Origin of the sequence: Pseudomonas sp. GCEP-101 (genome assembly GCF_025133575.1) — a bacterium.
GTDB classification, from domain to species: Bacteria; Pseudomonadota; Gammaproteobacteria; order Pseudomonadales; family Pseudomonadaceae; genus Pseudomonas; species Pseudomonas nitroreducens_B.
In genome coordinates, this window is record NZ_CP104011.1 from 2844189 (window position 1) to 2869200 (window position 25012).

Annotated in this window: 21 protein-coding genes and 3 tRNA genes; 13 read left to right on the forward strand and 11 right to left on the reverse strand. The window is 64.2% G+C overall.

From position 1 onward, the window contains the following. Positions 1 to 15: 15 nt before the first annotated feature. The 5 genes from N0B71_RS13025 to N0B71_RS13045 all read right to left on the reverse strand — a co-directional run bounded on the left by N0B71_RS13025 (position 16) and on the right by N0B71_RS13045 (position 2836). Positions 16 to 495 (reverse strand): pilus assembly PilX family protein, encoded by a 480-nt coding sequence (locus N0B71_RS13025; protein ID WP_259759269.1) that lies wholly within the window; start codon positions 493 to 495, stop codon positions 16 to 18. After that, positions 492 to 1169 carry a PilW family protein gene (locus tag N0B71_RS13030; protein WP_259759270.1) on the reverse strand — a complete coding sequence of 226 codons (678 nt, stop codon included), beginning with the start codon at positions 1167 to 1169 and terminating at the stop codon, positions 492 to 494. The genes N0B71_RS13025 and N0B71_RS13030 overlap by 4 nt, the downstream gene beginning before the upstream one ends. Beyond that, positions 1166 to 1654 (reverse strand): type IV pilus modification protein PilV, encoded by a 489-nt coding sequence (gene pilV, locus N0B71_RS13035; protein ID WP_259759271.1) that lies wholly within the window; start codon positions 1652 to 1654, stop codon positions 1166 to 1168. The genes N0B71_RS13030 and pilV overlap by 4 nt, the downstream gene beginning before the upstream one ends. Continuing rightward, positions 1645 to 2172 carry a GspH/FimT family pseudopilin gene (locus tag N0B71_RS13040; RefSeq protein ID WP_259759272.1) on the reverse strand — a complete coding sequence of 176 codons (528 nt, stop codon included), beginning with the start codon at positions 2170 to 2172 and terminating at the stop codon, positions 1645 to 1647. The genes pilV and N0B71_RS13040 overlap by 10 nt, the downstream gene beginning before the upstream one ends. 151 nt (positions 2173 to 2323) lie before the next feature. Further along, positions 2324 to 2836, reverse strand: a complete 513-nt coding sequence (locus tag N0B71_RS13045; RefSeq protein WP_259759273.1) for a GspH/FimT family pseudopilin — start codon at positions 2834 to 2836, stop codon at positions 2324 to 2326. A gap of 194 nt (positions 2837 to 3030) precedes the next feature. Here N0B71_RS13045 and thiO point away from each other — a divergent pair, with 194 nt between their 5' ends. Further along, positions 3031 to 4140, forward strand: coding sequence for a glycine oxidase ThiO (gene thiO, locus N0B71_RS13050; protein ID WP_259759274.1), 1110 nt, complete (start codon positions 3031 to 3033; stop codon positions 4138 to 4140). Positions 4141 to 4153: 13 nt separating this feature from the next. On the opposite strand, the gene N0B71_RS13055 is transcribed toward thiO, so the two are convergent. The 4 genes from N0B71_RS13055 to N0B71_RS13070 form a co-directional block, all read right to left on the reverse strand. Continuing rightward, positions 4154 to 5491, reverse strand: coding sequence for a sigma-54-dependent transcriptional regulator (locus tag N0B71_RS13055; protein WP_259759275.1), 1338 nt, complete (start codon positions 5489 to 5491; stop codon positions 4154 to 4156). Between the two features lie 15 nt (positions 5492 to 5506). Next, positions 5507 to 7096, reverse strand: coding sequence for a sensor histidine kinase (locus tag N0B71_RS13060; RefSeq protein ID WP_259759276.1), 1590 nt, complete (start codon positions 7094 to 7096; stop codon positions 5507 to 5509). Beyond that, complete coding sequence (locus N0B71_RS13065; RefSeq protein WP_259759277.1) at positions 7086 to 7322, reverse strand: PP0621 family protein; 237 nt, start codon at positions 7320 to 7322, stop codon at positions 7086 to 7088. The genes N0B71_RS13060 and N0B71_RS13065 overlap by 11 nt, the downstream gene beginning before the upstream one ends. Before the next feature lie 139 nt (positions 7323 to 7461). Beyond that, positions 7462 to 8487, reverse strand: a complete 1026-nt coding sequence (locus N0B71_RS13070) for an outer membrane protein assembly factor BamD (protein ID WP_259759278.1) — start codon at positions 8485 to 8487, stop codon at positions 7462 to 7464. A gap of 147 nt (positions 8488 to 8634) precedes the next feature. On the opposite strand from N0B71_RS13070, the gene rluD reads away from it, so the two are divergent. From rluD to clpB, 3 genes are all read left to right on the forward strand, one after another. After that, positions 8635 to 9594, forward strand: coding sequence for a 23S rRNA pseudouridine(1911/1915/1917) synthase RluD (rluD, locus tag N0B71_RS13075; protein WP_259759279.1), 960 nt, complete (start codon positions 8635 to 8637; stop codon positions 9592 to 9594). Beyond that, on the forward strand, positions 9591 to 10316 hold the full coding sequence (pgeF, locus tag N0B71_RS13080; protein WP_259759280.1) for a peptidoglycan editing factor PgeF: 726 nt from the start codon (positions 9591 to 9593) through the stop codon (positions 10314 to 10316). The genes rluD and pgeF overlap by 4 nt, the downstream gene beginning before the upstream one ends. Before the next feature lie 264 nt (positions 10317 to 10580). Then, entirely contained in the window at positions 10581 to 13145 is a 2565-nt protein-coding gene (gene clpB / locus N0B71_RS13085) for an ATP-dependent chaperone ClpB (protein WP_259759281.1), read from the forward strand. Between the two features lie 113 nt (positions 13146 to 13258). Here clpB and N0B71_RS13090 read toward each other — a convergent pair whose 3' ends face one another. Both N0B71_RS13090 and N0B71_RS13095 read right to left on the reverse strand, forming a co-directional pair. Further along, positions 13259 to 13612, reverse strand: a complete 354-nt coding sequence (locus N0B71_RS13090) for a PilZ domain-containing protein (RefSeq protein WP_169888755.1) — start codon at positions 13610 to 13612, stop codon at positions 13259 to 13261. Between the two features lie 11 nt (positions 13613 to 13623). After that, the gene (locus N0B71_RS13095) at positions 13624 to 15924 is read right to left on the reverse strand and encodes a DUF1631 domain-containing protein (RefSeq protein WP_259759282.1); all 2301 of its coding nucleotides are present in this window, start codon (positions 15922 to 15924) and stop codon (positions 13624 to 13626) included. Positions 15925 to 16139: 215 nt separating this feature from the next. On the opposite strand from N0B71_RS13095, the gene N0B71_RS13100 reads away from it, so the two are divergent. The 9 genes from N0B71_RS13100 (at position 16140) to cyoE (ending at position 24920) form a co-directional block, all read left to right on the forward strand. Next, a tRNA-Asn gene (locus N0B71_RS13100) sits at positions 16140 to 16215 on the forward strand. A 9-nt stretch (positions 16216 to 16224) separates the two neighbouring features. After that, positions 16225 to 16301: transfer RNA gene (locus N0B71_RS13105), tRNA-Pro, on the forward strand. A gap of 6 nt (positions 16302 to 16307) precedes the next feature. Beyond that, positions 16308 to 16383 (forward strand) — tRNA-Lys (locus N0B71_RS13110). 585 nt (positions 16384 to 16968) lie between these two features. Further along, positions 16969 to 19137: an Ig-like domain-containing protein gene (locus N0B71_RS28270; RefSeq protein ID WP_442964658.1), complete on the forward strand. Its 2169-nt coding sequence runs from the start codon at positions 16969 to 16971 to the stop codon at positions 19135 to 19137. 922 nt (positions 19138 to 20059) lie between these two features. Further along, entirely contained in the window at positions 20060 to 21040 is a 981-nt protein-coding gene (gene cyoA / locus N0B71_RS13125) for a ubiquinol oxidase subunit II (RefSeq protein ID WP_169890157.1), read from the forward strand. A 6-nt stretch (positions 21041 to 21046) separates the two neighbouring features. Continuing rightward, the gene (gene cyoB / locus N0B71_RS13130) at positions 21047 to 23026 is read left to right on the forward strand and encodes a cytochrome o ubiquinol oxidase subunit I (RefSeq protein ID WP_169890159.1); all 1980 of its coding nucleotides are present in this window, start codon (positions 21047 to 21049) and stop codon (positions 23024 to 23026) included. A 3-nt stretch (positions 23027 to 23029) separates the two neighbouring features. Continuing rightward, the gene (cyoC, locus tag N0B71_RS13135) at positions 23030 to 23659 is read left to right on the forward strand and encodes a cytochrome o ubiquinol oxidase subunit III (protein WP_015475724.1); all 630 of its coding nucleotides are present in this window, start codon (positions 23030 to 23032) and stop codon (positions 23657 to 23659) included. Further along, positions 23659 to 24021, forward strand: a complete 363-nt coding sequence (cyoD, locus tag N0B71_RS13140) for a cytochrome o ubiquinol oxidase subunit IV (protein ID WP_169890160.1) — start codon at positions 23659 to 23661, stop codon at positions 24019 to 24021. The genes cyoC and cyoD overlap by 1 nt, the downstream gene beginning before the upstream one ends. 11 nt (positions 24022 to 24032) lie before the next feature. Continuing rightward, positions 24033 to 24920 (forward strand): heme o synthase, encoded by an 888-nt coding sequence (gene cyoE, locus N0B71_RS13145; RefSeq protein ID WP_065084247.1) that lies wholly within the window; start codon positions 24033 to 24035, stop codon positions 24918 to 24920. Positions 24921 to 25012: the final 92 nt, after the last annotated feature.

Sequence of the window (25012 nt, forward strand, 5' to 3'; positions counted from 1 at the left end):
TTGCACCTGATGCAATTAGAGGTGGGTGGCCTGGATGTAGCTGCGACGATGCAGTGCCCGCGCTTGGCCATCCGAGCTGGTGACGTTGCAACTGTTCAGGTTCTTGCAAGCCTTGGCCTGGCTGCTCACCTGGTAGCAGGTATAAGTGAGGGTGCCGGCAGCGACGCTCAGGCTCTGTGCCGGAATGAACTTGGCGCACTCGATGAAGCTGGCGTTCAGACTCACCTGTGCTGAACCGGAGCTTCCCGACGTTGGCGCCACTGTGATGGAGGTGCCGTTGGTGGGAGCTGTGCCGCTCTGGGCGAATCGGTTCACCCAGAACTGCAGCCCGCTTTCCGCCGCCTGGAAGGCGATGTTCTGTTGCTGGGCGTTGGCCGAGATGCGCTGCTGCAGGGTCGAGTTGCTGGCCATGGCAATGGCCAGCACGGTCAGGATCAGCAGCAGCACGAGGCTCACGAGCAGCGCCATGCCGCGCTGGGTCTTGGATGAAGTCATAGCCGGTTCCTCAGCTCGACGGTGCCGGTGAAGTTGCGGGAAATGTTCTGTGCGGCGTCGCGCGCCGTAATGCTCAGTTGCACGCGATCCGCGCTCTGGGCCTCTGCGGCACTGATGCTGCCGGCTGTTTTCCAGACGGTCTTGCCTGCCGACTCGAAGCCCAGGGTGATGGCGTTGATGGTCGCGTTGTCGACCACCGTCTGGTTGCCACCGCTGGTGCTGGAGTTCATGCAGATCGAGGTGCCGTTGGCACAGTTGCTGTAGGTGACCGAATAGAGGTACAGCGTTTGGTTGGTACAGGTCTTGTTGATGCCGGGCATGGCCACCGAGGTTGTTGTCGTGGTGGCGTAGTTGAAGGTCACGCTGGTGTTCACGCCATTGGTTGTCGTGACAGCGTCGCGGGGGAATTTGACGCCGTTGCTGACGGTCACGACGCTGCTTGGCAACTGGCAGCCCTGATAGCCCGCACGGCGGGCATCCGTGGCCACCAGGTCGAGGACGACACGGCCACTATCCTGCACCCGGGTCAGCGCGCTGCTGGTCTTGTCCGAGGCGGAACTGTTGCTGAACATCTGCAGTACCCCCAGCAGCAACAGGGTGCTCAGGAGCAGTGCGATCATCAGCTCGATCATCGACAGGCCACGCTGCCGATAGAAGTAGTGGCTGGTAGTCATAGGTTTACCCGCAGCGTGAAGTCCTGAGCCTGAGTGCCGGTGCTGCGTTGCTGCGCATCCGATTCGGTCCAACTGATGACGACCTGATACTCGTTGGTGTTCGCCTTTGTGACGGTGACGCTGGAGCCAGGGATCGCGGCCTGCAGGTTGCCCCACCAATCGAAGATGTCCTGGTTGGCCAGCTCCGTGGCCGTGCAGCCGGCAGTCTTGGTGCGGCAATCCGGGTTGGTCCGGGTGGAGCCGGGTGTCAGGCTGATCACATAGGGCGAGGTCGCCAGCAGCGCTTGAGCCGAGTTGCCGCGCATCCGCTCCACATAGTCGTAGGCGAGCATGCTGGCCTGGCCGCGCAGGTAGGCTCCCTGGTTGCCCTGCAGGCTGGTCATGGTCAGTGAGGCCATGCCGAGCAGGCCGATGGCCAGGACCAGCAGGGCAATAAGGACTTCGATAAGGGTGAAGCCGCCCTGGCGACGCGGGATCATGGGCATGTTCCGTTCGCTCCACTCGTGGCAACGCCAGCAATATTCAGGGTGACGGCGCGCGAACTGTCGGCGCCGCGCGAGTCGCAGACCCGAAGTGTCCCCGCTGTGGTCAAGGTCCCGTTGGGGTTGAAGGTCAGGGTGCCGCTGCTGCGCAGGGTCAGACCGCTGGTGTTGGGGGGCAGCACCCGGATCACGGCAGCTTGTGCGACTGACGTCGTGGTGGCGTCCGGGCTGCGGAAAACGATGGCGCCGGCTTCCCAGTTATTGCTGTTGCAGCTGTAGTTGGCCTGGCTCGAGCCAGCGTCACTGCTTCCGCAGACGCGTACGATGCTGCGCTGGGTAATGGCTTCGCTGCGCGCTGATTGGAGCAACCCGATCACCATGTTGGTCTGGCTGGAGATCTGGTTGTTCAACATCAAGGTGCGGAAACTGGGTATGGCGATGGTCGCCAGGATGGCGGCGACCGCCACTACGACCATCAACTCGACCAGCGTAAACCCCGCCGATTCCCTGGGGCGCGACATAGACGCATTCCTCACATTTTCGATGGCGGCAATGCTGCCTAGCTGTGTAGGAAATGTCTTTTTTCTATGGATGACCGTTCGTATTAAGGGGATGTTCGGTCATGCCTTTCGGGGTTCTGTGAACCCTGTCGCGCCGGGGGTGAGAAGTCGGTCAGCGGGGGCAGAAATCCGCGGTATTGCCGGATTCGCTGCGGATGCGCCCAATCTTGTTGAACACGACGCGGTAACTCGTCCGGCCCTCGCCGCAGAGCGTCAGCGTGGCGGCGTGGAACGCGCCGTTGGGTTGGATGGCATTGCCGCGCGGGGTGAAGTGGATGTAGCGGCGCGAGGTGCTGTCGGTGCGGATGCTGACGTCGTTCAGGGCGCCGCGGGCGACGAGGGGTGGTTGTTGCGGGTCGCGCACGCCTCGATTGGTCGGGTCGACGAAGACCTCCCAGCCCATGGCCCAGTCGCTGTTGGTCGCGGCGATGCTGATCGGTTGTCCGCTGTGCGCGGCCGATTCGCGGGCGAAGTCGAGCGCATTGCGCAGTTCCTGGGCCGCGATAGTCGTTCGCTGGTTGTGCAGCAGTTCGCTGAAGGACGGTGCCGCGATGGACAGCGCGACGGCGACCAAAGCGAGGGTGAACAGCAATTCGACGAGGGTAAAGCCCGATTCCCTGGCCATGCCTGGCTTCCATGCAGTGGAGGTGCAGGAAGTATTGGCCGGCAACGGCGGCACGCTTGTCGTCAAGTTGGATGAGGTCCGTAGGAGCGGTCCGATGCCGCATCGACTTCTGTCTTGCTCCGTCGTCGGCCGAGGCCCGGTATAGTGTGCGGCCGGCGATGGGCCGTTGATTTTCCTGGGATGTGGGGCGTGGTATGCCGGACATGATCGTGGTGGGCGGAGGGGTGGTCGGGATGCTGACTGCCTGGACTCTGGGGCAGGCGGGCGCCGAGGTGCTGCTGCTGGAGCGGGGCGAAACGGGGCGCGAGGCGTCCTGGGCCGGAGGCGGCATCGTCTCGCCGCTCTATCCGTGGCGCTACAGCGCGGCGGTCGCCAACCTGGCCCACTGGTCGCAGGATTTCTATCCGCAACTGGGCGAGCGCCTGCTCGCCGATACCGGGCTCGACCCGGAAGTACACGTCACCGGGCTTTACTGGCTCGACCTCGACGACCAGGACGAGGCCCTGGCGTGGGCCAAGGCCCATGGCCGCCCGCTTTCGGCCGTGGATATCGGTGCGGTGCACGAGGCTGTTCCGGCGCTGGGGCAGGGCTTCGAGCGGGCGGTATACATGTCCGGCGTGGCCAATGTGCGCAACCCGCGCCTGGCCAAGTCGCTGCGGGAGGCGCTGGTGCGCCTGCCCAACGTCCAGGTGCGGGAGCAGGTCGAAGTGACGGGATTCCTGCGCGACGGCGACGCCGTGAAAGGTGTCCGCACGGCACAGGGCGATGTAACCGCCGACTCGGTGGTGCTGGCCGCCGGCGCCTGGAGCGGCCAATTGCTGGCAAAACTGGGCCTGGAGTTGCCGGTGGAGCCGGTGAAGGGCCAGATGATTCTGTATCGCTGTGCGCCGGACTTCCTCTCCAGCATGGTGCTGGCGAAAGGTCGCTACGCGATTCCGCGTCGGGATGGGCACATCCTGGTGGGCAGCACACTGGAACATGCCGGGTTCGACAAGACCCCGTCGGATGAGGCGCTGAGTAGTCTGCGTGCGTCGGCCGAAGAGCTGCTCCCCGCGCTCAAGGGCATGGAGCCGGTGAAGCACTGGGCCGGGTTGCGTCCGGGGTCGCCCCAGGGTATTCCCTTCATCGGCGAGGTACCGGGCCATCGGGGGCTGTGGCTGAACACCGGGCACTACCGCAACGGCTTGGTGCTGGCGCCGGCATCCTGCCAGTTGCTGGCGGACCTGATGCGGAAGCGTCAGCCGATCATCGAGGCGGCGCCCTATGCGCCGGAAGGGCGGCTGGTGGCGACGCCGATCGTCTAGGTCGGGCTGGGGATCAGTCGATCCCCAGTTTCTTCAGACGGTAGCGCATGGAGCGGAAGGTCAGGCCCAGGCGCTGCGCCGCTGCGGTGCGGTTCCAGCGGGTCTCCTCCAGGGCCTGCATGATCAGCTTGCGTTCGATGTCTTCGAGGTAGTCCTCGAGGTTGTCGATCTGCGCCAGGCTGGCTTCGCCGCCGCTGTCCGGGGTACTGGTTTCGGCCAGGCGCAGGTCGTGGGGCTGGATGACGTCGTTTTCGCAGAGCGTGTAGGCACGCTCCAGCATGTTTTCCAGCTCGCGCACGTTGCCGGGGAAGCGGTAGCTCTTGAGCTTCTCCAGGGCCTCGGGGCTGACCGAGGCGGCCGCCAGCCCGCTGTCGCCGGCAAGGCGCTTGAGCACGCGGTCGGTCAGCAGTGGGATGTCTTCACGGCGTTCGCGCAGCGGTGGAACCCGCAGTTCGATGACGTTCAGGCGGTAGTAGAGGTCCTGGCGGAAGCGCCCGGCGGCCACTTCGGCGGCCAGGTCCTTGTGGGTCGCGCAGAGGATGCGCACGTCCACTGCCACTTCCTGCTGGCCGCCCACGGCACGTACGGCTTTTTCCTGGATGACGCGCAGCAGCTTGACCTGCATCGGCAGCGGCAGGTCGGCCACTTCGTCGAGGAACAGGGTGCCGCCGTTGGCTGCCTGGAACAGGCCGAGCTTGTCCTCCACGGCGCCGGTGAAGCTGCCTTTCTTGTGGCCGAAGAATTCGCTTTCCATCAGCTCGGAAGGGATCGCCCCGCAGTTCACCGGGACGAAGGTCTGGCTCTCCCGCGGGCCTTGCTCGTGGATCAGCCGCGCGACCAGTTCCTTGCCGCTGCCGGATTCGCCGCTGATGTACACCGGGGCCTGGCTGCGGGCGAGCTTGGCTACCTGGTTGCGCAGGTTGCGCATGGGCGGCGAGTCGCCGAGCAGGCGGCTGTCCACCGGTGCTTCCTCGGCGTCGGGCGAGCGCAGGCGCAGGGCGGAGTTCACCAGTTCGCGCAGGCGCGCGAGGTCCACCGGCTTGGTCAGGAAGTCGAAGGCGCCGGCCTTGAGCGCCTGCACCGCGGTGTCCAGGCTGCCGAAGGCGGTGATCATCGCCACCGGCATCTGCGGATGGCGTTGCTGGATGTACTGCACCAGGTCCAGGCCGGTGCCGTCGGGCAGGCGCATGTCGGTGAGGCAGAAGTCGAAGGGCTCGCGGGCCAGGAAGTCGCGGGCTTCCTTGACGTTGCGGGCGCTGCGAGTGTCCAGCTTCATGCGGCCGAGGGTGATTTCCAGCAGCTCGCGGATGTCGGGTTCGTCGTCGACGATCAGGGCTTTTTGACGGCTCATGGTGTTTGCGTCTTCTTAGCTTTGTTTGCGCGGGTGGGCGAAGGTGATGCGGAAGCAGCTGCCGCCTTCGTCACGCGTCTTGTAGTCCAGCCGAGCCTGGTTGCTTTCGCACAGTTCGCGGGAGATGTACAGGCCAAGGCCGGTGCCCTTGCTTTCGGTGGTGAAGAACGGCTCGAACAGCTTGCTGCGCTGTTCAGCGGCGACGCCGGGGCCGTCATCGAGTACTTCCAGCACGGGGAGGTCCGTTTCGCTGTCGCGGAACAGGCGCAGCCAGACCTGGCCAGTGCCGTTTTTCTGAGTGCTGTACCGTAACCCATTCTGCACGAGGTTGGTCAGTACCTGGGTCAACTGGTGCGGGTCCATGCGCGTCTGCACCGTGCCCTGGCCGGTCTCGACGTGGATCTGCTGGCCCTCGCGCAGACTCTCGCGCATTTCGCCGGCATAGCGGTGCAGCCAGTACTTCAGGTCGAGCAGCTGCGGCTCGGACTGGCGCCGGCGCGAGAGCTGGAGGACGTTCTCGATGACCAGGTTCATGCGCCGCGACTGGTCCTGGATGATCTGCGCCAGGCGTCGGTCGGGTTTGTCCAGCTCCTCGGATTCCAGCAGCAGTTGCGCCGCGTGGCTGATGGCGCCGAGCGGGTTGCGGATTTCGTGGGCGATGCCGGCGGTCAGCCGGCCGAGGGCGACCAGCTTGAGTTGCTGCGCTTGCTGGGCGATCTGCGAGATGTCCTCGAGGAACATCAGGATGTGTTGCTCGTTGTCGCGCCGCAGCGGGATGAAGCTCGGTTGCACGGTCGGGCCGGACTCCGTCGGCTGCAGGCTCGGCGGGCGCAGGGCGGGGTTCTGTTGCCACTGCTGCAGGCTGGAGACCAGTTGCGGGCTGTATTCGGCCAGCGAGTGGCCGGGCAATTCATGGCCGCCCAGCAGGGTGGTGGCGCTCTGGTTGGCCAGCAGCACGCGGTGACGGTCGCCCAGAACGAGGATACCGGTGCGCATGCGCTGCAGGATCAGCGCGTTGAGTTCTTCGAGGTTGGCGACCGTGGTAGCGCGCTGCTCGGCAATGCTCTCAACGATTTGCTGGCGCCGGGCGAGGGCCTGGATCAGCAGTGCCGAGGCGAAGCTCAGGGCGCCCAGGCCGCCGGCCTGTACGTAGTGGTTGAGGGCGGTGGGCTGGCTGAGGCTGAGGTAGAAGGTCAGGTAGATCAGGCCGATGGCGGCAATGGCCGCGATCAGCAGGCCGATGCGTCCGCGCAGCAGGATGTTGGCGATGGCGACGGCGACCACCATCAGGTTGCCGATGCCGCTGGGGATGCCGCCGGCGGTATAGAACAGCGCGCTGAGCAGCAGCACATCCAGCGCCGCCAGGATGAACAGCGGCAGCAGCTGGCGCGGCGTGGGCATCAGCACTGCGATGAGGATATTGAGGATCAGGTAGACCCAGCAGCCGATGTGGAACAGTTCGGGGTGGGCGAGCTTGAGCAGATCATCGTCCAGGCTGCTGGAGATCAGCAGCACCAGCACCAGCCCGATGGCCAGGCGGTACAGGTGATACAGGCGCAGGACCCGCAGGCCCTGGCCCGTGAGCGAGATGCCTTCAGCGATCACGGTCGGTGCGGTCCTGTTCGAGGTGCGCCCGGCTGCAGTACCACTGGTTCTCGTGCTGCAGGGCGTGCGTCTGCGGTACATGCACGCCGCACTGGGCGCAGCGCACCATCGGCGCAGCCTGATCGTCGCCCTTGGGCTTCTCCACGGGGCGTGCCGGGCGGGTGGCCTTGCGCCACAACCACCAGCCGAAGGCGAAGAGAGCGATCCAGAACAGCAGACGGGTCATGGCAATCCCTTTTGCATAAAGAGCGGCAGTTTATCCAAGCCGCGCGGTGCCGCACAGTGAGCCGGTACGCGAGTCCCCATCAGCGTCCCAATAAAAAGGGAGGCCGAAGCCTCCCTTTTATCGAGCCCGTCTGTCGGGATCAGTCGAAGATGCCGAAGGTCATGTAGCTGAACCAGGAGCGGTCGCTGCCGCCGGCGTTGCCTTCGGACTCGTGCTGTTCTTCCTGCACGTCGCTCTGGTTTTCCGGCTTGAGTTCGGCCGGGATCTGCTGCTCGGCGTCTTCGTACTGCTTGATCACGTCCTTGGATGCCTGGGTTTCCATGTGCGGCGGGGCATCGTTGGTTTCGATCAGGCCCAGGGTGGCCTTGGCCAGCCAGGAGCGGTTGTCGGCTTCGTCTTCACGCGGAACGAACTGGCCATCCTTGAGGCTGGGGTTGTCCGGGTAGTTCGCCTTCAGGGTTTCCAGGCTGGAATCGGCCAGGTCGTTCAGGCCCAGGCGCTGGTAGGCCTCGACCATGATTGCCAGGCCATCGCCGACGGCCGGGGTTTCCTGGAAGTTCTCGACCACGTAGCGGCCGCGGTTGGCGGCGGCGACGTAGGCCTGGCGCTTGAGGTAGTAGTGGCCGACGTGCACTTCGTAGGCGGCCAGCAGGTTGCGCAGGTAGATCATGCGCGCCTTGGCGTCCGGTGCGTAGCGGCTGTTGGGGTAGCGGCTGACCAGCTGGGCGAACTCGTTGAAGGAGTCGCGGGCGGCGCCCGGGTCACGCTTGGTCATGTCCAGCGGCAGGAAGCGCGCCAGCAGGCCGCGGTCCTGGTCGAAGGAGGCCAGGCCCTTGAGGTAGTAGGCGTAGTCGACGTTCGGATGCTGCGGGTGCAGGCGGATGAAGCGCTCGGCGGCGGCGCGGGCTGCCTCGGGCTCCATGTTCTTGTAGTTGGCGTAGATCAGCTCCAACTGGGCCTGCTCGGCGTAGCGGCCGAACGGATAGCGGGACTCCAACGCTTTCAGCTTGGCGACGGCGTTGGTGTAGCTCTTGTTGTTGAGGTCATCCTGTGCCTGCTGGTACAGCTGGCTTTCGCTCAGGTTCTCATCCACCTTCTCGCCCTTGGAGGAGCAGGCGGTGACGAAGGCGAGGATGGCGATCAGCAGCAGGTGTTTCACTTGCATGGCGGCTTGCGTCCCTGGACGGTCGGCTGTCGCGGCCGCAACCGTCTGTTATGATTGGCGCCCCAGGGATACCCCTGGGACAAAGGCCCCGTATTTAACCACAGCGCGCAGCCGAACCAAAAGGCCGTGCGCCCTTCGTGTCCCGTCATGTCCGATATCATCCAACTCGCGGCAGAAGTGCCGTTCGACCTCGGTGGTCAGCGTCTCGACCAGGTCGCCGCCCAGCTCTTCTCCGACCACTCCCGGTCCCGCCTGGCGGGCTGGATCAAGGACGGCCGTCTCAAGGTCGATGGCGCCGTGCTGCGCCCGCGCGACATCGTCCACACCGGCTCGCGCCTGGAGCTTGCCGTCGAGCTGGAGGCCCAGGGCGAATGGGTCGCCCAGGACATCGAGCTGGACATCGTCTATGAAGACGATCACATCCTGGTCATCGACAAACCGACCGGCCTGGTGGTTCACCCCGCCGCCGGTCACCAGGACGGCACGCTGCTCAATGCGCTGCTGCACCACGTGCCGCACCTGGCCAACGTGCCGCGCGCCGGCATCGTCCACCGGCTGGACAAGGACACCACCGGCCTGATGGTGGTGGCCAAGACCCTGGAAGCCCACACCAACCTGGTCGCCCAGTTGCAGGCGCGCAGCGTCAGCCGCATCTATGAGGCCATCGTCACCGGCGTGATCGTTGCCGGTGGCACCGTCGACGCGCCCATCGGTCGCCACGGCGTGCAGCGGCAGAAAATGGCGGTGATCGAGACCGGCAAGGTCGCCATCAGCCATTACCGCGTGCTGGAGCGCTTCCGTGCGCACACCCACACCCGGGTGAAGCTGGAAACCGGCCGCACCCACCAGATCCGCGTCCATATGACGCATATCGGCCATCCGCTGGTGGGCGACCCGACCTACGGCGGGCGTTTCCGCATTCCGCCGGGGGCCAGCCCGACCCTCGTCGAGTCCCTGCGCGACTTCCCGCGCCAGGCGCTGCACGCGCGTTTCCTGGAGCTGGACCACCCGGCCACCGGCGTGCGCATGAAGTGGGAATCGCCGCTGCCGGACGACTTCACCTGGCTGCTGAGCCTGCTGCGGCAGGACAACGAGTCTTTCGTATGACCTCCTGGCTGACGCCCGACTGGCCGGCCCCGGCGAATGTCCGCGCCTGCGTGACCACCCGTGCCGGTGGCGTCAGCGCTCCGCCGTTCGACAGCTTCAACCTCGGTGACCATGTCGGCGACGAGCCGGCCGCCGTGGCCGAGAACCGCCGCCGCCTGACCGAGGCGCTGGGCTGCCGCCCGGCCTGGCTGAGCCAGGTGCACGGAATCGACGTGGTCCAGGCCGACCCCGCCAGCGTCGCCACCGCCGATGCCAGCTGGAGCGCCACGCCGGGCGTCGCCTGCACCATCATGACCGCCGACTGCCTGCCGGCGCTGTTCTGCGACCGCGCCGGCACTCGCGTCGGCGCCGCCCACGCCGGTTGGCGCGGGCTGGCTGGCGGCGTGCTGGAGGCGACCGTGGACGCCTTGGGCGTCGCGCCGGCCGAACTGCTGGTCTGGCTCGGCCCGTCCATCGGCCCGCAGGCCTTCGAGGTCGGCCCGGAAGTGCGCGAAGCCTTCCTGGCGGACCATGCCGAAGCCGAGCGCGCCTTCGTGCCGAGCGCCAATGCTGGCAAGTACATGGCCGACATCTATGCGCTGGCGCGCATCCGTCTTGCGGCGAAGGGCGTGACGGCCGTCTACGGCGGCGATTTCTGCACCTTCAGCGATACCGAGCGCTTCTATTCCTACCGCCGTAGTTCCCGCACCGGCCGCCTGGCCAGCCTCATCTGGCTGAGCTGATCGGCTTTTCGTAGGAGCGAGCTTGCTCGCGAACCTCACGGTCATAAGCGGTTCGCGAGCAAGCTCGCTCCTACAAAGTCCTTCCACCGTCGAGGTCCGAGACTCGCTCCTTATGGCCTTTCTGTAGGCACTAACTGACGGGTGTCATGGCCAAATGGCTTGAACCGACCAAAATCGTCCTTATCTATCTGGCATCCCGGCGGGTTAGTCGTGACCAGGGGCACTCATCGCTCCGGCCCGCTATAGAAAGGAAGGACGACCCTCATGCGAATCGACCGTTTGACCAGCAAGCTCCAGCTTGCACTCTCCGATGCCCAGTCCCTGGCCGTTGGACATGACCACCCGGCCATCGAGCCGGTGCACCTGCTGTCCGCGCTCATCGAGCAGCAGGGCGGCTCCATCAAGCCCCTGCTGATGCAGGTCGGCTTCGACATCCCTGCGCTGCGCGCCTCGCTCAACAAGGAGATGGACGCGCTGCCGAAGATCCAGAACCCCACCGGCGACGTTAACCTGTCGCAGGACCTGGCCCGTCTGCTCAACCAGGCCGACCGCCTGGCCCAGCAGAAAGGCGACCAGTTCATCTCCAGCGAGCTCGTGCTGCTGGCGGCCATGGACGACAGCACCAAGCTCGGCAAGCTGCTGACCAGCCAGGGCGTTTCCAAGAAGGCCCTGGAAAACGCCGTGGCCAACCTGCGCGGCGGCGAAGCGGTGAACGACCCGAACGCCGAGGACTCGCGCCAGGCGCTGGACAAGTACACCGTCGACATGACCAAGCGCGCCGAGGACGGCAAGCTCGACCCGGTGATCGGCCGTGACGACGAAATCCGCCGGACCATCCAGGTCCTGCAGCGCCGTACCAAGAACAACCCCGTGCTGATCGGCGAGCCCGGTGTCGGCAAGACCGCCATCGTCGAAGGCCTGGCCCAGCGCATCGTCAATGGCGAAGTGCCCGACGGCCTGAAGGACAAGCGCCTGCTGGCGCTGGACATGGGCGCGCTGATCGCCGGCGCCAAGTTCCGCGGCGAGTTCGAGGAACGCCTGAAGGCGGTCCTCAACGAGCTGTCCAAGCAGGAAGGGCGGATCATCCTGTTCATCGACGAACTGCACACCATGGTCGGCGCCGGCAAGGCCGAAGGCGCCATGGACGCCGGCAACATGCTCAAGCCGGCCCTGGCCCGTGGCGAGTTGCACTGCGTCGGCGCCACCACGCTGGACGAATACCGCCAGTACATCGAGAAGGACGCCGCCCTGGAGCGCCGCTTCCAGAAAGTCCTGGTGGACGAGCCGAGCGAGGAAGACACCATCGCCATCCTGCGTGGCCTGAAAGAGCGCTACGAGGTGCACCACGGCGTCACCATCACCGACGGCGCGATCATCGCCGCGGCCAAGCTCAGCCACCGCTACATCACCGACCGCCAGCTGCCGGACAAAGCCATTGACCTGATCGACGAGGCCGCCAGCCGCATCCGCATGGAGATCGACTCCAAGCCGGAGGAACTCGATCGCCTGGACCGCCGCCTGATCCAGCTGAAGATCGAGCGCGAGGCGCTGAAGAAGGAAGACGACGAGGCCACCAAGAAGCGCCTCGCCAAGCTGGAAGAAGACATCGCCAAGCTCGAGCGTGAGTACGCCGATCTCGAGGAGATCTGGAAGTCGGAGAAAGCCGAGGTCCAGGGTTCCGCGCAGATCCAGCAGAAGATCGAGCAGGCCAAGCAGGAAATGGAAACCGCGCGGCGCAAGGGCGACCTGGAAACCATGGCGCGCATCCAGTACCAGACCATTCCGGACCTGGAGCGCAGCCTGCAGATGGTCGACCAGCACGGCCAGACCGAGAAGCAGCTGCTGCGCAACAAGGTGACCGACGAGGAAATCGCCGAGGTCGTCGCCAAGTGGACCGGCATCCCGGTGTCCAAGATGCTCGAAGGCGAGCGCGAGAAGCTGCTGCGCATGGAAGACGAATTGCACAAGCGCGTCATCGGCCAGAACGAGGCCGTGGTGGCGGTTTCCAACGCCGTGCGCCGCTCCCGTGCAGGCCTGGCGGACCCCAATCGCCCCAGCGGCTCGTTCCTCTTCCTCGGCCCGACCGGGGTGGGCAAGACCGAGCTGTGCAAGGCCCTGGCCGAGTTCCTGTTCGACACCGAGGAAGCGCTGGTGCGCATCGACATGTCCGAGTTCATGGAGAAGCACTCCGTGGCTCGCCTGATCGGCGCGCCGCCGGGCTACGTCGGCTATGAAGAGGGCGGTTACCTGACCGAAGCCGTGCGCCGCAAGCCATACTCCGTGGTGCTGCTGGACGAAGTGGAGAAGGCCCACCCGGACGTGTTCAACGTGCTGCTGCAGGTGCTCGAGGATGGCCGTCTGACCGACAGCCACGGGCGTACCGTGGACTTCCGCAACACCGTGGTGGTGATGACCTCGAACCTCGGTTCGGCGCAGATCCAGGAGCTGGTCGGTGATCGTGAAGCCCAGCATGCGGCGGTCATGGATGCGGTGAATTCCCACTTCCGTCCGGAATTCATCAACCGGATCGACGAAGTCGTGGTCTTCGAACCGCTGGCCCGCGAGCAGATCGCCGGCATCGCGCAGATCCAGATGGGCCGCCTGCGCAAGCGCCTGGCCGAGCGCGAGCTGAGCCTGGAGCTGAGCGACGACGCCATGGACAAGCTGATCGCCGTCGGTTTCGATCCGGTGTATGGCGCGCGGCCGCTCAAGCGCGCGATCCAGCGCTGGATCGAGAACCCGCTGGCGCAGCTGATCCTGGCCGGCAGGTTCAACCCAGGCGCGAAGATCCACGCCAAGGTCGAGAACGACGAGATCGTCTTCGCCTGATCCATGCTCCACGAAAAAGCCCGCCAATCGGCGGGCTTTTTCGTTGGCTCCTTGTAGGAGCGGGCCATGCCCGCGATCGCGCGCATGGCCCGCTCCTACAGATGTTTCGGCGGTCAGCCGGTGTCGCGGGCTCCACCCAGCAGGACCAGCAGTTGTTCGATCAACTCCGCCTGGTCCTCGGCGATATCGATGATGTGGAATCCCGCCCAGCCCAGCTGCCCATCCGCGCCGGCGCGGCTCCACAGACAGTCCGCACCCAGGTGGATTTCGCCGATCTCGTCCAGCGGCGGCGCCGGCACCAGTTGGCAGTCCCAGACGGAATCGGCGTCCGGCACGTCCACACCGCAGAGCATGAAGCCCTCGGCGGACAGGTCGGCGAGCCGGCCCAGGCTGCGCCCGGAGTGGCGGTCGAAGACTTCCACGGTCAGCCCGGTCTGCTGCCGGCTATGCTGGCGACGCTCACTCATCGACGGCTCCTTCAGGTCTGTGCCGGGGTGCGCCCGGTCATCAAGCGTTGCAGAACCCGGTAGATCGCGCCCAGTGCGCGATCCATCAGCGGGGCGGACTGTTCCGGCGGCACCAGGCGGACCTTGCCCGCTTCCATCTCCTGAGCCAATTGCACGAGCGGCTTGACCGCCACCCGTTGCCCGGTGTGGTCGACGAACATGTAGTTGTGGGTGGTGGGGCTGAACCACGACAGCTTGAGCCGGCGCGCCGGCGTGGTGTCGTGAAACTCGAACCAGGCGCCGAACTCCAGGTGGCTCAGCTCTTTCATCAAGCTCTTCGCACGTTCTGACAGGACTTCGCCGTCGGGCTTGACCAGGGTATGGCCCTCTGCCCCGAGCATTGCGCCCAGCGGGCTCTGCGGTAGTTCCTGCTTGAACTGGGCCGCGATCTGCGGCTGCTGCGCCTGGATCGCCTGCTGGCAGGCCACCAGATCCTGCAGCAGGCGGCGGATGCCGGCCTCGTGGTAGCCGCCCAGGACCTCCAGGCCCTTGCGCAACTCTTCCAGCAGGGCCAGGCGGATCGCTTGCAGGTGTTCACGGCCGGCTGGGTCCAGCGGCGTCACGCTCCAGGCCAGTTGTTCGGCCACTTCGCAGGCGCGCTTCCATTCGTCGCTGTGCTCACCGCTGCGCAGCACGATAAAGGTGAGGGCATCGCACCAGCTCATTTCCAGGAAGTGGCGTACCAGTTCCGGCAGCTCGCGGCCCTGGGTCACGCGGGCGATGGCTTCCAGCGCTTGTTCCCGTGCGGCCAGCAGACGGTCGCGGCCGCGGGCGGCCTCCATGGCGCGGCGCTCGCGCAGCTCGACCTTCTGCCGCAGGTTGGCGACGTACTCGTTGAACTCGCCCAGCAGGTTGTCGAACAACGACAGGTCGCCGGCGAAATCCTGGATCACCCGCTCGACCACCCAGTGCATCTTCGCCAGCAGCGCGCGCTCCTCGCCCTCGCCGCCATACAGCACGCCGGCCTGGGCCATGGCGTTGAGCAGCTTGCGCGCGGGGTGGTGGTGCTGGGTGAACAATTGCTTGTCCAGCAGCGCCACCTTGAGGAACGGCGTGTGCAGGTGGGAGAGGGTGGTCTTGCAGCTGTCGGGCAGGTTCTCGTCATCCAGGATGAAGTCGAAGACCATGCCCACCAAGTCGATGACGTCGGCTTCCTGGTCGGTAAGGCGAGTGCTTTTCGGCTGTGCGCTGCCGGCTTCGAGCTGGCGCTGCAGGTCGGCCTTCAGCGCATCGACCGGCTGCGGCCGGCGCAGACGCTGGGCTAGCTCCTGGGCGGACTCCCGTTGCAGCCGGTTCAGCGCCTCGAGCAGTTCATTGGCGCTGTAGGTCGTGCTGGCAGAACTCGGGCCGAAGCTGACAATGCTCTGGGTGTTGCCGAACAGCGTGGCCTTGTTGCCCCGCCGGCGGTGCTCGGCAAGCAATACGGCGAGGCCGCTGAACAGCGCATTACGGTCGCCGGGAGGCATGTCCGGCAGGTCGCTGGCGGTATAGGGCGATGGCGCGAAGCGGCCGCCGTCTGCCGCCGAAGGGCTTTCCCGGGCCTCGGTCGTGCGCGGCGCGGGCGCGGCCGCCTGGCGTTGGCCCTGGGGCCGGTATTTCAGGTTCGGCAGGATGCCGCCGTCGGCCAGGCGTTTGTTCAGCTGCTCATACAAGGGCTGCAGATGCTGCATGACCTGCTGATCGAAAAGCACATACAGGATGGTCTTGACCCGTAGGGCAAAGGCGCTGCCTGCCAGGGTGTCGCGGAACGCCTGGGCAATCGCCTGCGGGCCGAACGGGTTGCGCTCCTCGCCCAGCTTGCTGCCGTTGTTCAGCAGTGCCAGGCGCTGATCAAGGGCGAAGAGCAGTTGAGCGCACTGGGCGCGCACCTGGTTGACCATGTTGGTCACCAGCAGCGTCTCTTCGTATTCATCGTTGCCGACCAGGGTCAACTGGTCTACGTCCAGCTCCTCCAGCGGCGCCACTGCCGGCAGCTTGCCCTCGAGGAAGTCGTTCAGGCCCTTGGCGATGCGTTGGTGATAGGAGCGTTCGAGATTCGGCCGCTCGCGGCGGACTTCGCGCATGGCGTCGAAGAACAACGCCTGGACCTGATTGTTCTCGGCCTTCTCGGCGCATTCGAACAACGTGTCGTCCACCTGCGCGAAGACATGCCCCAGCAGTTCGGCGAGATGATTCATCGCCAACTGGCGGCAACCCTGCACCAGTTCGCCGAAGCGGGGCTGTATGACCCGGCTGGCGATCGGGGAGGGCGGTGGGGTGTCCTTGTTGCTCATGGCCATCCTGTGCGTGATCGCCCCGTCTGCACCCGCGGTGGATCACTCATGGTTTCCATGCAGATATAGCAACCAGCCCGGTCGCCTGCAAAGCAGAGAAAAACTTTTTGGATCAGAGTGTTGACAGGCGTTTCGATATACGTAAAATGGCGCGCCTCTGATACGGGAATCCGGTGAAGCCGGAAGAAAGTAGAGGAGATTGGAAGGCTCGTCGTTCCGCGATAGCTCAGTCGGTAGAGCAAATGACTGTTAATCATTGGGTCCCTGGTTCGAGTCCAGGTCGCGGAGCCAACTTCCAAGCGGGGTATAGCGCAGTCCGGTAGCGCGCCTGCTTTGGGAGCAGGATGTCGGGAGTTCGAATCTCTCTACCCCGACCAAAATTTGGGTCGTTAGCTCAGTCGGTAGAGCAGTTGGCTTTTAACCAATTGGTCGTAGGTTCGAATCCTACACGACCCACCATATTCAAGACGTCTGGTTCGCCCGATGCAGGAAGTGGACGCAATGCCACTTCAGTAAAAAAGCCCGCCTTCATGGTGGGCTTTTTTTTGCTCATTTTTCGGCCGATGCCTTCCTCCCCGCTAACACTCCCTCATTTGGAGGGCGCCATTCTCCTCCGGTGACGCTGACCTGCGGAGAGCGAACTGCCGCTGTGGGCAGGCTGGCCGTGGCGCCCAGACCGATATGGGCGTAGCGGCATCTGTTCAGTCAGGCGATTCGGTGGGAAAAGCCATGGTTCGGGCGGTAGATATCTGCGGTACCGCTCGGAAAACCCGTCAGACGGTTTCGGGTTTTGTCGTTCTTCCTCAGAAAAAACAACAGGCGTGATGGCCAACGTCTGGATGTCCAGTTGATGTAAGTGAACGGTTTTCCGCGCCGATTTCTCACATTCAACGGCATTTTTCCTGAGCCATTTCCGAGCCTAGGAAATTTTTACTTTTTTTAGCGCAACGTGCCCTGGCTTCGTCGGCGTGGTCCGATCTTCCCGCGCGTTTAGGAAATTTACTCTGCCCCTCTCACATTGAGTTACTTGAGGGGGAGATCCATATGGAAGTCGAAAAAGTCGCTCTGGTCGCAGTTACCGCGAATGCAGCCGAGAAAGTGACGGTCAAGACGGGGGGCAAGATCAAGGCGGCAGCGGGCACCAAGTACCTGCTGCAGGTGATCAACAGCGATGTCTCGCCCGAGAACGCTACCGTCCAGCGGGACGGCAAGGACCTGCAGGTCTTCTTCGAGGGCAGCGATAAACCCGACCTGACCATCCAGGACTTCTTCGCCGAGGGCATGGACAGCCAGCTCTACGGCGTCGCGGAAGACGGTCAGTTGTACGCCTACGTGCGTACCGACGGCGAAGGCTACTACGGCCCGCTGTTGCTGAATGAAGGCGAGTCGGCGCCCATCGCTCTGGGCGGGGATTCCCTGGGCGATGGTGCCCCCTATCTGGCCTCCAATTTCGATGAGACCGCGGGTTTCGTACTGTGGCCCTGGCTGCTCGGCCTGGCAGGCATTGGCGCCGCCACGGCCGCGATCATCGAGCACAACCGGCCCGACGACCATAAGACCCGCACCAGCCCTGCACCCACCAATATCAAGGTGATCGACGACGTCGGCCCGATCCAGGGGCAACTGGCCAACGGTGACGTGACCGACGACGCCCGCCCGACCGTTACCGGCAGCGGCATGGCCGGCGCGGTGATCCGCCTCTACGACAACGGCACCGAGATCGGCAGCACCCAGGTCGGCGCGGATGGCACCTGGTCCTTCACGCCCACCGCTGATCTGCCCGATGGTGAGCACAAGTTCACCGTGATCCAGGAAGTCTCCGGGCGCAAGCCGAGCGCGCCGGTGGATGTGCTCGACTTCTCCGTCGATACGGTCCCGCCTGCCGACCCGGTCGCCACCATCGTCGGCGGCGTCGAAAACGGTGGCGATCTCTATTCGCCGAGCAATACGCCGACCCTGACCGGCACCGGTGAACCGGGCGACACCATCATCATCGAGTTCCCCACTGGCGAGAAGGTCACCACCACGGTCGGCCCGGATGGCAAGTGGACGGCCAACCCGCCCAGCCAGGGGCTGCCCGAGGGCCCGGTGGACATCATCATTACCGAGCGTGACCCGGCCGGTAACGAAACCACCGTCAAGCTACCGGCCATCGTCGACACCATCGCCCCGGATGCGCCGCAGGTATGGCTGGATCCAGCCTCCGACAGTGGCGTGAAGGGCGACAACATTACCAACGACACCAAGCCGAAGATCGTCGGCAAGGCCGAGGCGAACTCGCAGGTCACCGTCACCATCAAGGAAACCGGCGAAGTCATCCAGGTGAAAGCCGACCAGAATGGCGACTGGTCCGTGATGCCCACCCGCGTACTGCCCGAAGGCCCGATCCATATCGAGGCCGTCGCCACTGACGCCGCCGGCAACACCAGCCAGCCGGGCACCCTCGACCTGACCATCGACACCACCCCGCCGAACTACCATGACCTCGCCATTACCGGCGTGCTCGACAGCGTCGGCGAGATCACCGGCAATATCGCCAATGGCGGCGAAACCGATGATGCCCACCCGGTGATCAGCGGCACCGGTACCCGCGGCGAGGGCAAGGTCATCCCGTCCAGCCGCGAGCAGGTCATTCAAAGCCTGGAAGGCGGCATCCTCGAACAGATGAATGTGCGCGAGGGCGACGTGGTCGAGGCCGGGCAGGTGCTGCTGAAGATCGACCCGACCCGCGCTGGAGCGAGCTTCCGCGAGACCGAGTCCAAGGTGCTGGCGCTCAAGGGCCAACTGGCTCGCCTGCGCTCGGAAGCCTATGGCAAACCGCTGAGCTTCCCGCCGGACGTGCAGGCGGTTCAGCGCGCGGCGTATGCGCGGGCCAACGCGGCAGAAGAGAAGATGGAGTCGACGCGTCGCGAGTCCGAATACCTCATCCGCAACCTGGTCGAGCAACGCGATTTGTCCGCCTCGCGCGTCGATGACTACAAGTCGCTGCTGGTGGAGTCCGACCGCGTGCGCAAGATGTTCTATGACCAGTGGTACCACCTGGGCAAGCGCACCCTGCTGGATGTGCTGATCGCCGAGAACGAGTACTACTCCGCCCAGATCGCCGCGTGCGATACCTACTACAACGCCAAGGCCAGCGATCTGCGCATCCGCGCGGAAACCAGCGGCCTGATGGCCTGGCTGGCGCCGGGCAGCGAGGCCAGCGCTCGCTGATCGTTCGCGGTCCTGTGACCGTTCCCGCTTGATCCATTGCGTTACTTCCGGCATGCCCGCCCTGGCGGTCATGGTGGTGGAACTCGTCCCTGAAGCCAGGGCGGGCATGCCGAGAAGACGCCGATTTTTCCTGCACGCGCGTCATAAATTGAATGACTTTCTCTCTTGCGAATGCTCCTGTGCGTCGATGTGTCGCAGGGTGCGCAGCGGCAGTTCGTCACATTCGCAAGGGTTCTTGATCACCATCATGGCAAGGTCTTTGCCGAAGGTGTTGGCGGTCTGTCTCGGGCTACCCGTGGCTGGCTGTAAGCCGCGTCCTTCGCCGCTTCGACGCTGCCAGATGGCTCGCCGATGGGAGCACCGGACGGCAGGACTTAGCCTCACAAAGACTCGGTGAATTGATCATTTTGCGACCAGTCAGAACTGTGACTGTTTCGTGGGCTGAGAAAATATCTTGTTAAAAATGAAAGGGCGGGGCCTTGAAAGGGGTTTCTGAAATGCTTTGTAATATCCGCCGTCCATTTCCTACCCCCAAATCGCTGAGTCGCACTGACGCAGATCATTGCCAGTGTTCACCCTGTGGTGCAGCGGCATAACAACAGGGGGCTGCCATCGGTGGGCTCCTGTCATAAGACGAGTCGGGCAATCCGCTCGTGCATCCGGTGTGCGACGCGCGCGCTTCAACGAGCCGCCAGTCCAGACACCACACGCTGAATAACACGGAACGAATCAGCTGACGAAATCGGTTTCGCATCGCGAAGACCGGGCGACCTCCCTTTGCCTGGAATCCTTGCGGCCGCGTTCGTGAATCCATGACAGCCCTGGCAGGCGGCTTGGAAAAGTCGCGGGTAACGAGTCGTCGAGCAATGCGTGGCGAAGGCTCATGGGCGGTGAGGCGATTTTCATCCACTAAGGCCGCAAGATGAAAAAAGAGCAGTACACAGGAATTTTGAAGAGACTTGCGCTGCTGCCGATGCTGATGCTCGGTGGTTGCAACATGGCGCTGTTCGACCCGAAAGGGCAGGTTGGCGCCGACGAGAAGTCCCTGATCATCACGGCAACCCTGCTGATGCTGATCGTGGTGGTGCCGGTGATCCTGATGACCCTCGGGTTCGCCTGGAAATACCGGGCTTCGAACACCAAGGCCACCTACATGCCGGACTGGTCGCACTCGACCAAGATCGAGCTGGTGGTATGGCTGGTTCCCTGCCTGATCATCGCCGTGCTCGGCTGGATCACCTGGGAGAGCACCCACAAGCTGGATCCGTACCGTCCGCTGGACTCCGAGGTCAAGCCGGTGACCATCCAGGCCATCTCGCTGGACTGGAAGTGGCTGTTCATCTACCCGGAACAGGGCATCGCCACCGTCAACGAAATCGCCTTCCCGAAAGATACCCCGGTGAACTTCCAGATCACCTCGGATTCGGTGATGAACTCGTTCTTCATCCCGCAGCTGGGTAGCCAGATCTACTCCATGGCCGGGATGCTCACCAAGCTGCACCTGATCGCCAACGAAGAAGGCGTGTTCGACGGCATCTCCGCGAACTACAGCGGCGGCGGCTTCTCGGGCATGAAGTTCAAGGCCATCTCCACCTCCGAGCAGGGCTTCCAGGAGTGGGTTGCGAAGGTCAAGGCTTCGCCGCAGACCCTGAACCTGGATCAGTACCCGGAGCTGGTGAAGCCGACCGAGAACGTCCCGGCGACCTACTTCGCAACCGTCAGCCCCGAGCTGTTCTCCCACGTGCTGAACAAGTGGGAACACGCCGGCCACGCCATGGCGAAAGCCGAGCAGGCCAAGGGCGAGCACGGCGAAGCAGCCCATGACGAGGCCGCCATGGCGGGCCACGACATGAGCAACATGCAAGGCATGCAGGGCATGCAAATGAATCCGAGCCAGGAGTAACCGCAGATGTTCGGGAAACTGACACTGTCGGCCGTGCCGTATCACGAGCCGATCATCGTCATCACGCTGGCCGTCGTCGCCCTGTTGGGCCTCGGCGTAGTCGGCGCGATCACCTACTACCGCAAGTGGACCTACCTGTGGACCGAATGGCTGACGTCCATCGACCACAAGAAAATCGGCGTGATGTACATCATCGTCGCTCTGGTCATGCTCCTGCGCGGCTTCGCCGACGCCATCATGATGCGCGGCCAGCTCGCGCTGGCTGAAGGCGCCAACCACGGCTACCTGCCGCCGGAACACTACGACCAGATCTTCACCGCTCACGGCGTGATCATGATCATCTTCATGGCCATGCCCTTCATGACCGGTCTGATGAACCTGGCCGTGCCGCTGCAGATCGGAGCGCGCGACGTGGCGTTCCCGTTCCTGAACTCCCTGAGCTTCTGGCTGCTGGTCGTCAGCGCCATGCTGGTGAACGTCTCGCTGGGCCTGGGCGAATTCGCCCGTACCGGCTGGGTCGCCTACCCGCCGCTGTCCGAGCTGGCCTACAGCCCGGGCGTGGGTGTGGACTACTACATCTGGGCGCTACAGATATCGGGTATGGGTACCTTGCTCACGGGTATCAACTTCCTGGTGACCGTGTTCAAGATGCGCACCCCCGGCATGAAGCTGATGCAGATGCCGATCTTCACCTGGACCTGCACCTTCGCCAACATCCTGATCGTTGCGTCGTTCCCGATCCTGACCGCGGCCCTGGGCCTGCTGTCGCTGGACCGCTACTTCGACATGCACTTCTTCACCAACGAGCTGGGCGGCAACGCCATGATGTACATCAACCTCTTCTGGGCCTGGGGCCATCCTGAGGTGTACATCCTGATCCTGCCGGCCTTCGGTATCTTCTCCGAAGTCACCGCCACCTTCGCCGGCAAGCGCATGTTCGGCTACACCTCGATGGTGTGGGCGAGCGCCGCGATCACCTTCCTCGGCTTCACCGTGTGGCTGCACCACTTCTTCACCATGGGTTCGGGCGGCGACGTCAACGGCTTCTTCGGCGTTGCGACCATGCTGATCTCCATCCCGACCGGGGTGAAGCTGTTCAACTGGCTGTTCACCATCTACCGTGGCCGCCTGCGCTTCAACACCCCGATCCTGTGGACCCTGGGCTTCATCGTCACCTTCACCATCGGTGGCATGACCGGCGTTCTGCTGGCCATCCCGGGCGCTGACTACCTGCTGCACAACAGCCTGTTCCTGATCGCCCACTTCCACAACACCATCATCGGTGGCGCGGTGTTCGGCTACCTGGCCGGCTTCGTCTTCTGGTTCCCGAAAGCCTTCGGCTTCACCCTGGACGAGAAGTGGGGCAAGCGTTCCTTCTGGTGCTGGCTGGTCGGCTTCTACATGGCCTTCATGCCGCTGTACATCCTCGGCTTCATGGGCATGACCCGTCGCCTGAACCACTACGACAACCCGATGTGGAAGCCGTACCTGGTGGTGGCGTTCTTCGGCGCCGTGCTGATCTTCTTCGGTATCGCCTGCCAGCTGATCCAGCTGCTCGTGTCGATCAAGAACCGCAAGCAGCTGGCCGACGTGACCGGCGACCCGTGGGGCGGCCGTACCCTGGAGTGGTCCACTTCCTCGCCGCCGCCGTACTACAACTTCGCCGAACTGCCGAAGGTCAACGACATCGACGCGTTCCACGAGATGAAGCAGACCGGTACCGCGTACCGCAAGCTGCCGGCCTATGCACCGATCCATATGCCGAAGAACACCGCCGCTGGTTTCTCCATCGCGCTGTTCGCCTTCATCTTCGGCTTCGCCGCCATCTGGCACATCTGGTGGCTGGTGGGCGTTGGCTTCGTCGGCATGATCGCCTCGGTCATCGTGCGCAGCTACGTCACCGACCTGGACTACTACGTCCAGCCCGATGAGATCGAGCGCATCGAAAACGCCAACTTCCAGAAACTCGCCACTGCGCAGGTATAAGCGATGTCTACGGCAGTACTGAATCAACACCTGGTCGATACGCACGAAGCGGCGCACGACCATGACCACGCCCACGACAGCGGCGGCATGACGGTCTTCGGCTTCTGGCTGTACCTGATGACCGACTGCATTCTGTTCGCGAGCGTCTTCGCCACCTACGCCGTGCTGGTCAACCACACGGCCGGCGGCCCGAGCGGCAAGGACATCTTCGAGCTGCCCTACGTGGCCGTCGAAACCGCGATCCTGCTGATCTCCTCCTGCACCTACGGCCTGGCCATGCTGGCTGCGCACAAGGGTGCCAAGGGCAAGGCCATCGCCTGGCTGGGCGTGACCTTCCTGTGCGGCGCCGCGTTCATCGGCATGGAACTCAACGAGTTCCATCACCTGATCGTCGAAGGCTTCGGCCCGAGCCGCAGCGCCTTCCTGTCGTCCTTCTTCACCCTGGTCGGCATGCACGGCCTGCACGTGTCCGCAGGCCTGCTGTGGATGCTGGTGCTGATGGCGCAGATCGGCACCCGTGGCCTGACCGCGCAGAACAACACCCGCATGATGTGCCTGAGCCTGTTCTGGCACTTCCTGGACATCGTCTGGATCTGCGTCTTCACCGTCGTCTACCTGATGGGGGCTCTGTAATGACCGCTGCTGCACATCATCACGACTCCCACGGTGCCGGCCACGACAACCACGGCGCCGGTCACGGCAGCCTGGGTTCGTACGCCATCGGCTTCGTGCTCTCGGTGATCCTGACCGCGATTCCGTTCTACATGGTCATCGACGGCGGCTTCTCGCGTCACGCCACCCTGCTGACCATGGTGATCCTGGGCCTGGTCCAGGTCGTCGTGCACCTGATCTGCTTCCTGCACATGAACTTCAGCTCCGAAGGCCGCTGGAACGTGATGGCATTCATCTTCACCGCCATCATCATCCTGCTGGTGGTCGGCCTGTCGCTGTGGATCATCTACACCGCAGACAGCCTGATGATGCCGATGCCCTGAGGGCCGATGCCGTGAAACTCAAGCGTTATCTCCTGGTCGCCAAGCCGGGCATCATCTTCGGCAACCTGATCGCGGTGGCGGGGGGATACTTCCTCGCCGCCCGCGGCAGCGTTGACCCGATGCTGCTGCTGGCTACCGTGATCGGCCTGTCCCTGGTCGTTGCCAGCGGTTGTGTGTTCAACAACTGCATCGACCGCGACATCGATCGCTTCATGGAGCGTACCCGTAGCCGTGTCACCGTGACCGGGCAGATCTCGCTGAAGGCCGCCCTGGCCCACGGTGTGGTGCTCGGCGCGGCGGGCTTCGGCCTGCTGGCGTGGAAAACCAACGTGCAGGCGACCCTGCTCGCCGCGTTCGGCTTCTTCGTCTACGTCGTGCTCTACAGCCTCTGGCTCAAGCGCAGCTCGGTCTACGGCACGCTGGTCGGCAGTCTCTCCGGAGCCATGCCGCCGGTGGTGGGTTACTGCGCCGCCAGTGGTCACTTCGACATGGGCGCGGCGGTGCTGCTGCTGATCTTCTGCCTCTGGCAGATGCCGCACAGCTATGCCATCGCGATCTTCCGCCTCAATGACTACCGCGCCGCCGGGATTCCCGTGCTGCCGGTGGAGCGGGGCATCGAAGCGACCAAGAAGCAGATCCTCTACTACGTGCTGGCCTTTGGTCTTGCGACCCTGCTGCTGACCGTGACCGGCTTCGCCGGCTACGGATACCTGGTGGTGGCGCTGGCCGTCAGCGCCTGGTGGCTATTCATCGCGGTGAAAGGCTTCAGCGCCGAAGACGACCGCCGCTGGGCCCGCCAGTTGTTCGCCTTCTCCATCATCGCGATCAGCGTGCTGAGCCTGATGATGTCCATCGACTTCCAGGCCATCCCGGCCCAGTCGATGCTGGCGGCGCTGTAAGGCTGCTTCGCTGCAACGAAAAAGCCGCCCTTCGGGGCGGCTTTTTTGTGCCTGTCGGATGGGTTTTTCGTAGGAGCGAGCTTGCTCGCGAA

What these genes read in the sequence shown, in the direction of transcription:
- N0B71_RS13090 (WP_169888755.1), bottom strand. Translation starts at nt 13,612, where the DNA reads ATGAGTGAGCGTCGCCAGCATAGCCGGCAGCAGACCGGGCTGACCGTG.
- cyoB (WP_169890159.1), top strand. Translation starts at nt 21,047, where the DNA reads ATGTTCGGGAAACTGACACTGTCGGCCGTGCCGTATCACGAGCCGATC.
- rluD (WP_259759279.1), top strand. Translation starts at nt 8,635, where the DNA reads ATGTCCGATATCATCCAACTCGCGGCAGAAGTGCCGTTCGACCTCGGT.
- N0B71_RS13040 (WP_259759272.1), bottom strand. Translation starts at nt 2,172, where the DNA reads ATGTCGCGCCCCAGGGAATCGGCGGGGTTTACGCTGGTCGAGTTGATG.
- N0B71_RS13055 (WP_259759275.1), bottom strand. Translation starts at nt 5,491, where the DNA reads ATGAGCCGTCAAAAAGCCCTGATCGTCGACGACGAACCCGACATCCGC.
- N0B71_RS13030 (WP_259759270.1), bottom strand. Translation starts at nt 1,169, where the DNA reads ATGACTACCAGCCACTACTTCTATCGGCAGCGTGGCCTGTCGATGATC.
- N0B71_RS13025 (WP_259759269.1), bottom strand. Translation starts at nt 495, where the DNA reads ATGACTTCATCCAAGACCCAGCGCGGCATGGCGCTGCTCGTGAGCCTC.
- N0B71_RS13045 (WP_259759273.1), bottom strand. Translation starts at nt 2,836, where the DNA reads ATGGCCAGGGAATCGGGCTTTACCCTCGTCGAATTGCTGTTCACCCTC.
- N0B71_RS13065 (WP_259759277.1), bottom strand. Translation starts at nt 7,322, where the DNA reads ATGACCCGTCTGCTGTTCTGGATCGCTCTCTTCGCCTTCGGCTGGTGG.
- clpB (WP_259759281.1), top strand. Translation starts at nt 10,581, where the DNA reads ATGCGAATCGACCGTTTGACCAGCAAGCTCCAGCTTGCACTCTCCGAT.
- N0B71_RS28270 (WP_442964658.1), top strand. Translation starts at nt 16,969, where the DNA reads ATGGAAGTCGAAAAAGTCGCTCTGGTCGCAGTTACCGCGAATGCAGCC.
- cyoA (WP_169890157.1), top strand. Translation starts at nt 20,060, where the DNA reads ATGAAAAAAGAGCAGTACACAGGAATTTTGAAGAGACTTGCGCTGCTG.
- pilV (WP_259759271.1), bottom strand. Translation starts at nt 1,654, where the DNA reads ATGCCCATGATCCCGCGTCGCCAGGGCGGCTTCACCCTTATCGAAGTC.
- N0B71_RS13070 (WP_259759278.1), bottom strand. Translation starts at nt 8,487, where the DNA reads ATGCAAGTGAAACACCTGCTGCTGATCGCCATCCTCGCCTTCGTCACC.
- cyoD (WP_169890160.1), top strand. Translation starts at nt 23,659, where the DNA reads ATGACCGCTGCTGCACATCATCACGACTCCCACGGTGCCGGCCACGAC.
- N0B71_RS13095 (WP_259759282.1), bottom strand. Translation starts at nt 15,924, where the DNA reads ATGAGCAACAAGGACACCCCACCGCCCTCCCCGATCGCCAGCCGGGTC.
- thiO (WP_259759274.1), top strand. Translation starts at nt 3,031, where the DNA reads ATGCCGGACATGATCGTGGTGGGCGGAGGGGTGGTCGGGATGCTGACT.
- pgeF (WP_259759280.1), top strand. Translation starts at nt 9,591, where the DNA reads ATGACCTCCTGGCTGACGCCCGACTGGCCGGCCCCGGCGAATGTCCGC.
- cyoC (WP_015475724.1), top strand. Translation starts at nt 23,030, where the DNA reads ATGTCTACGGCAGTACTGAATCAACACCTGGTCGATACGCACGAAGCG.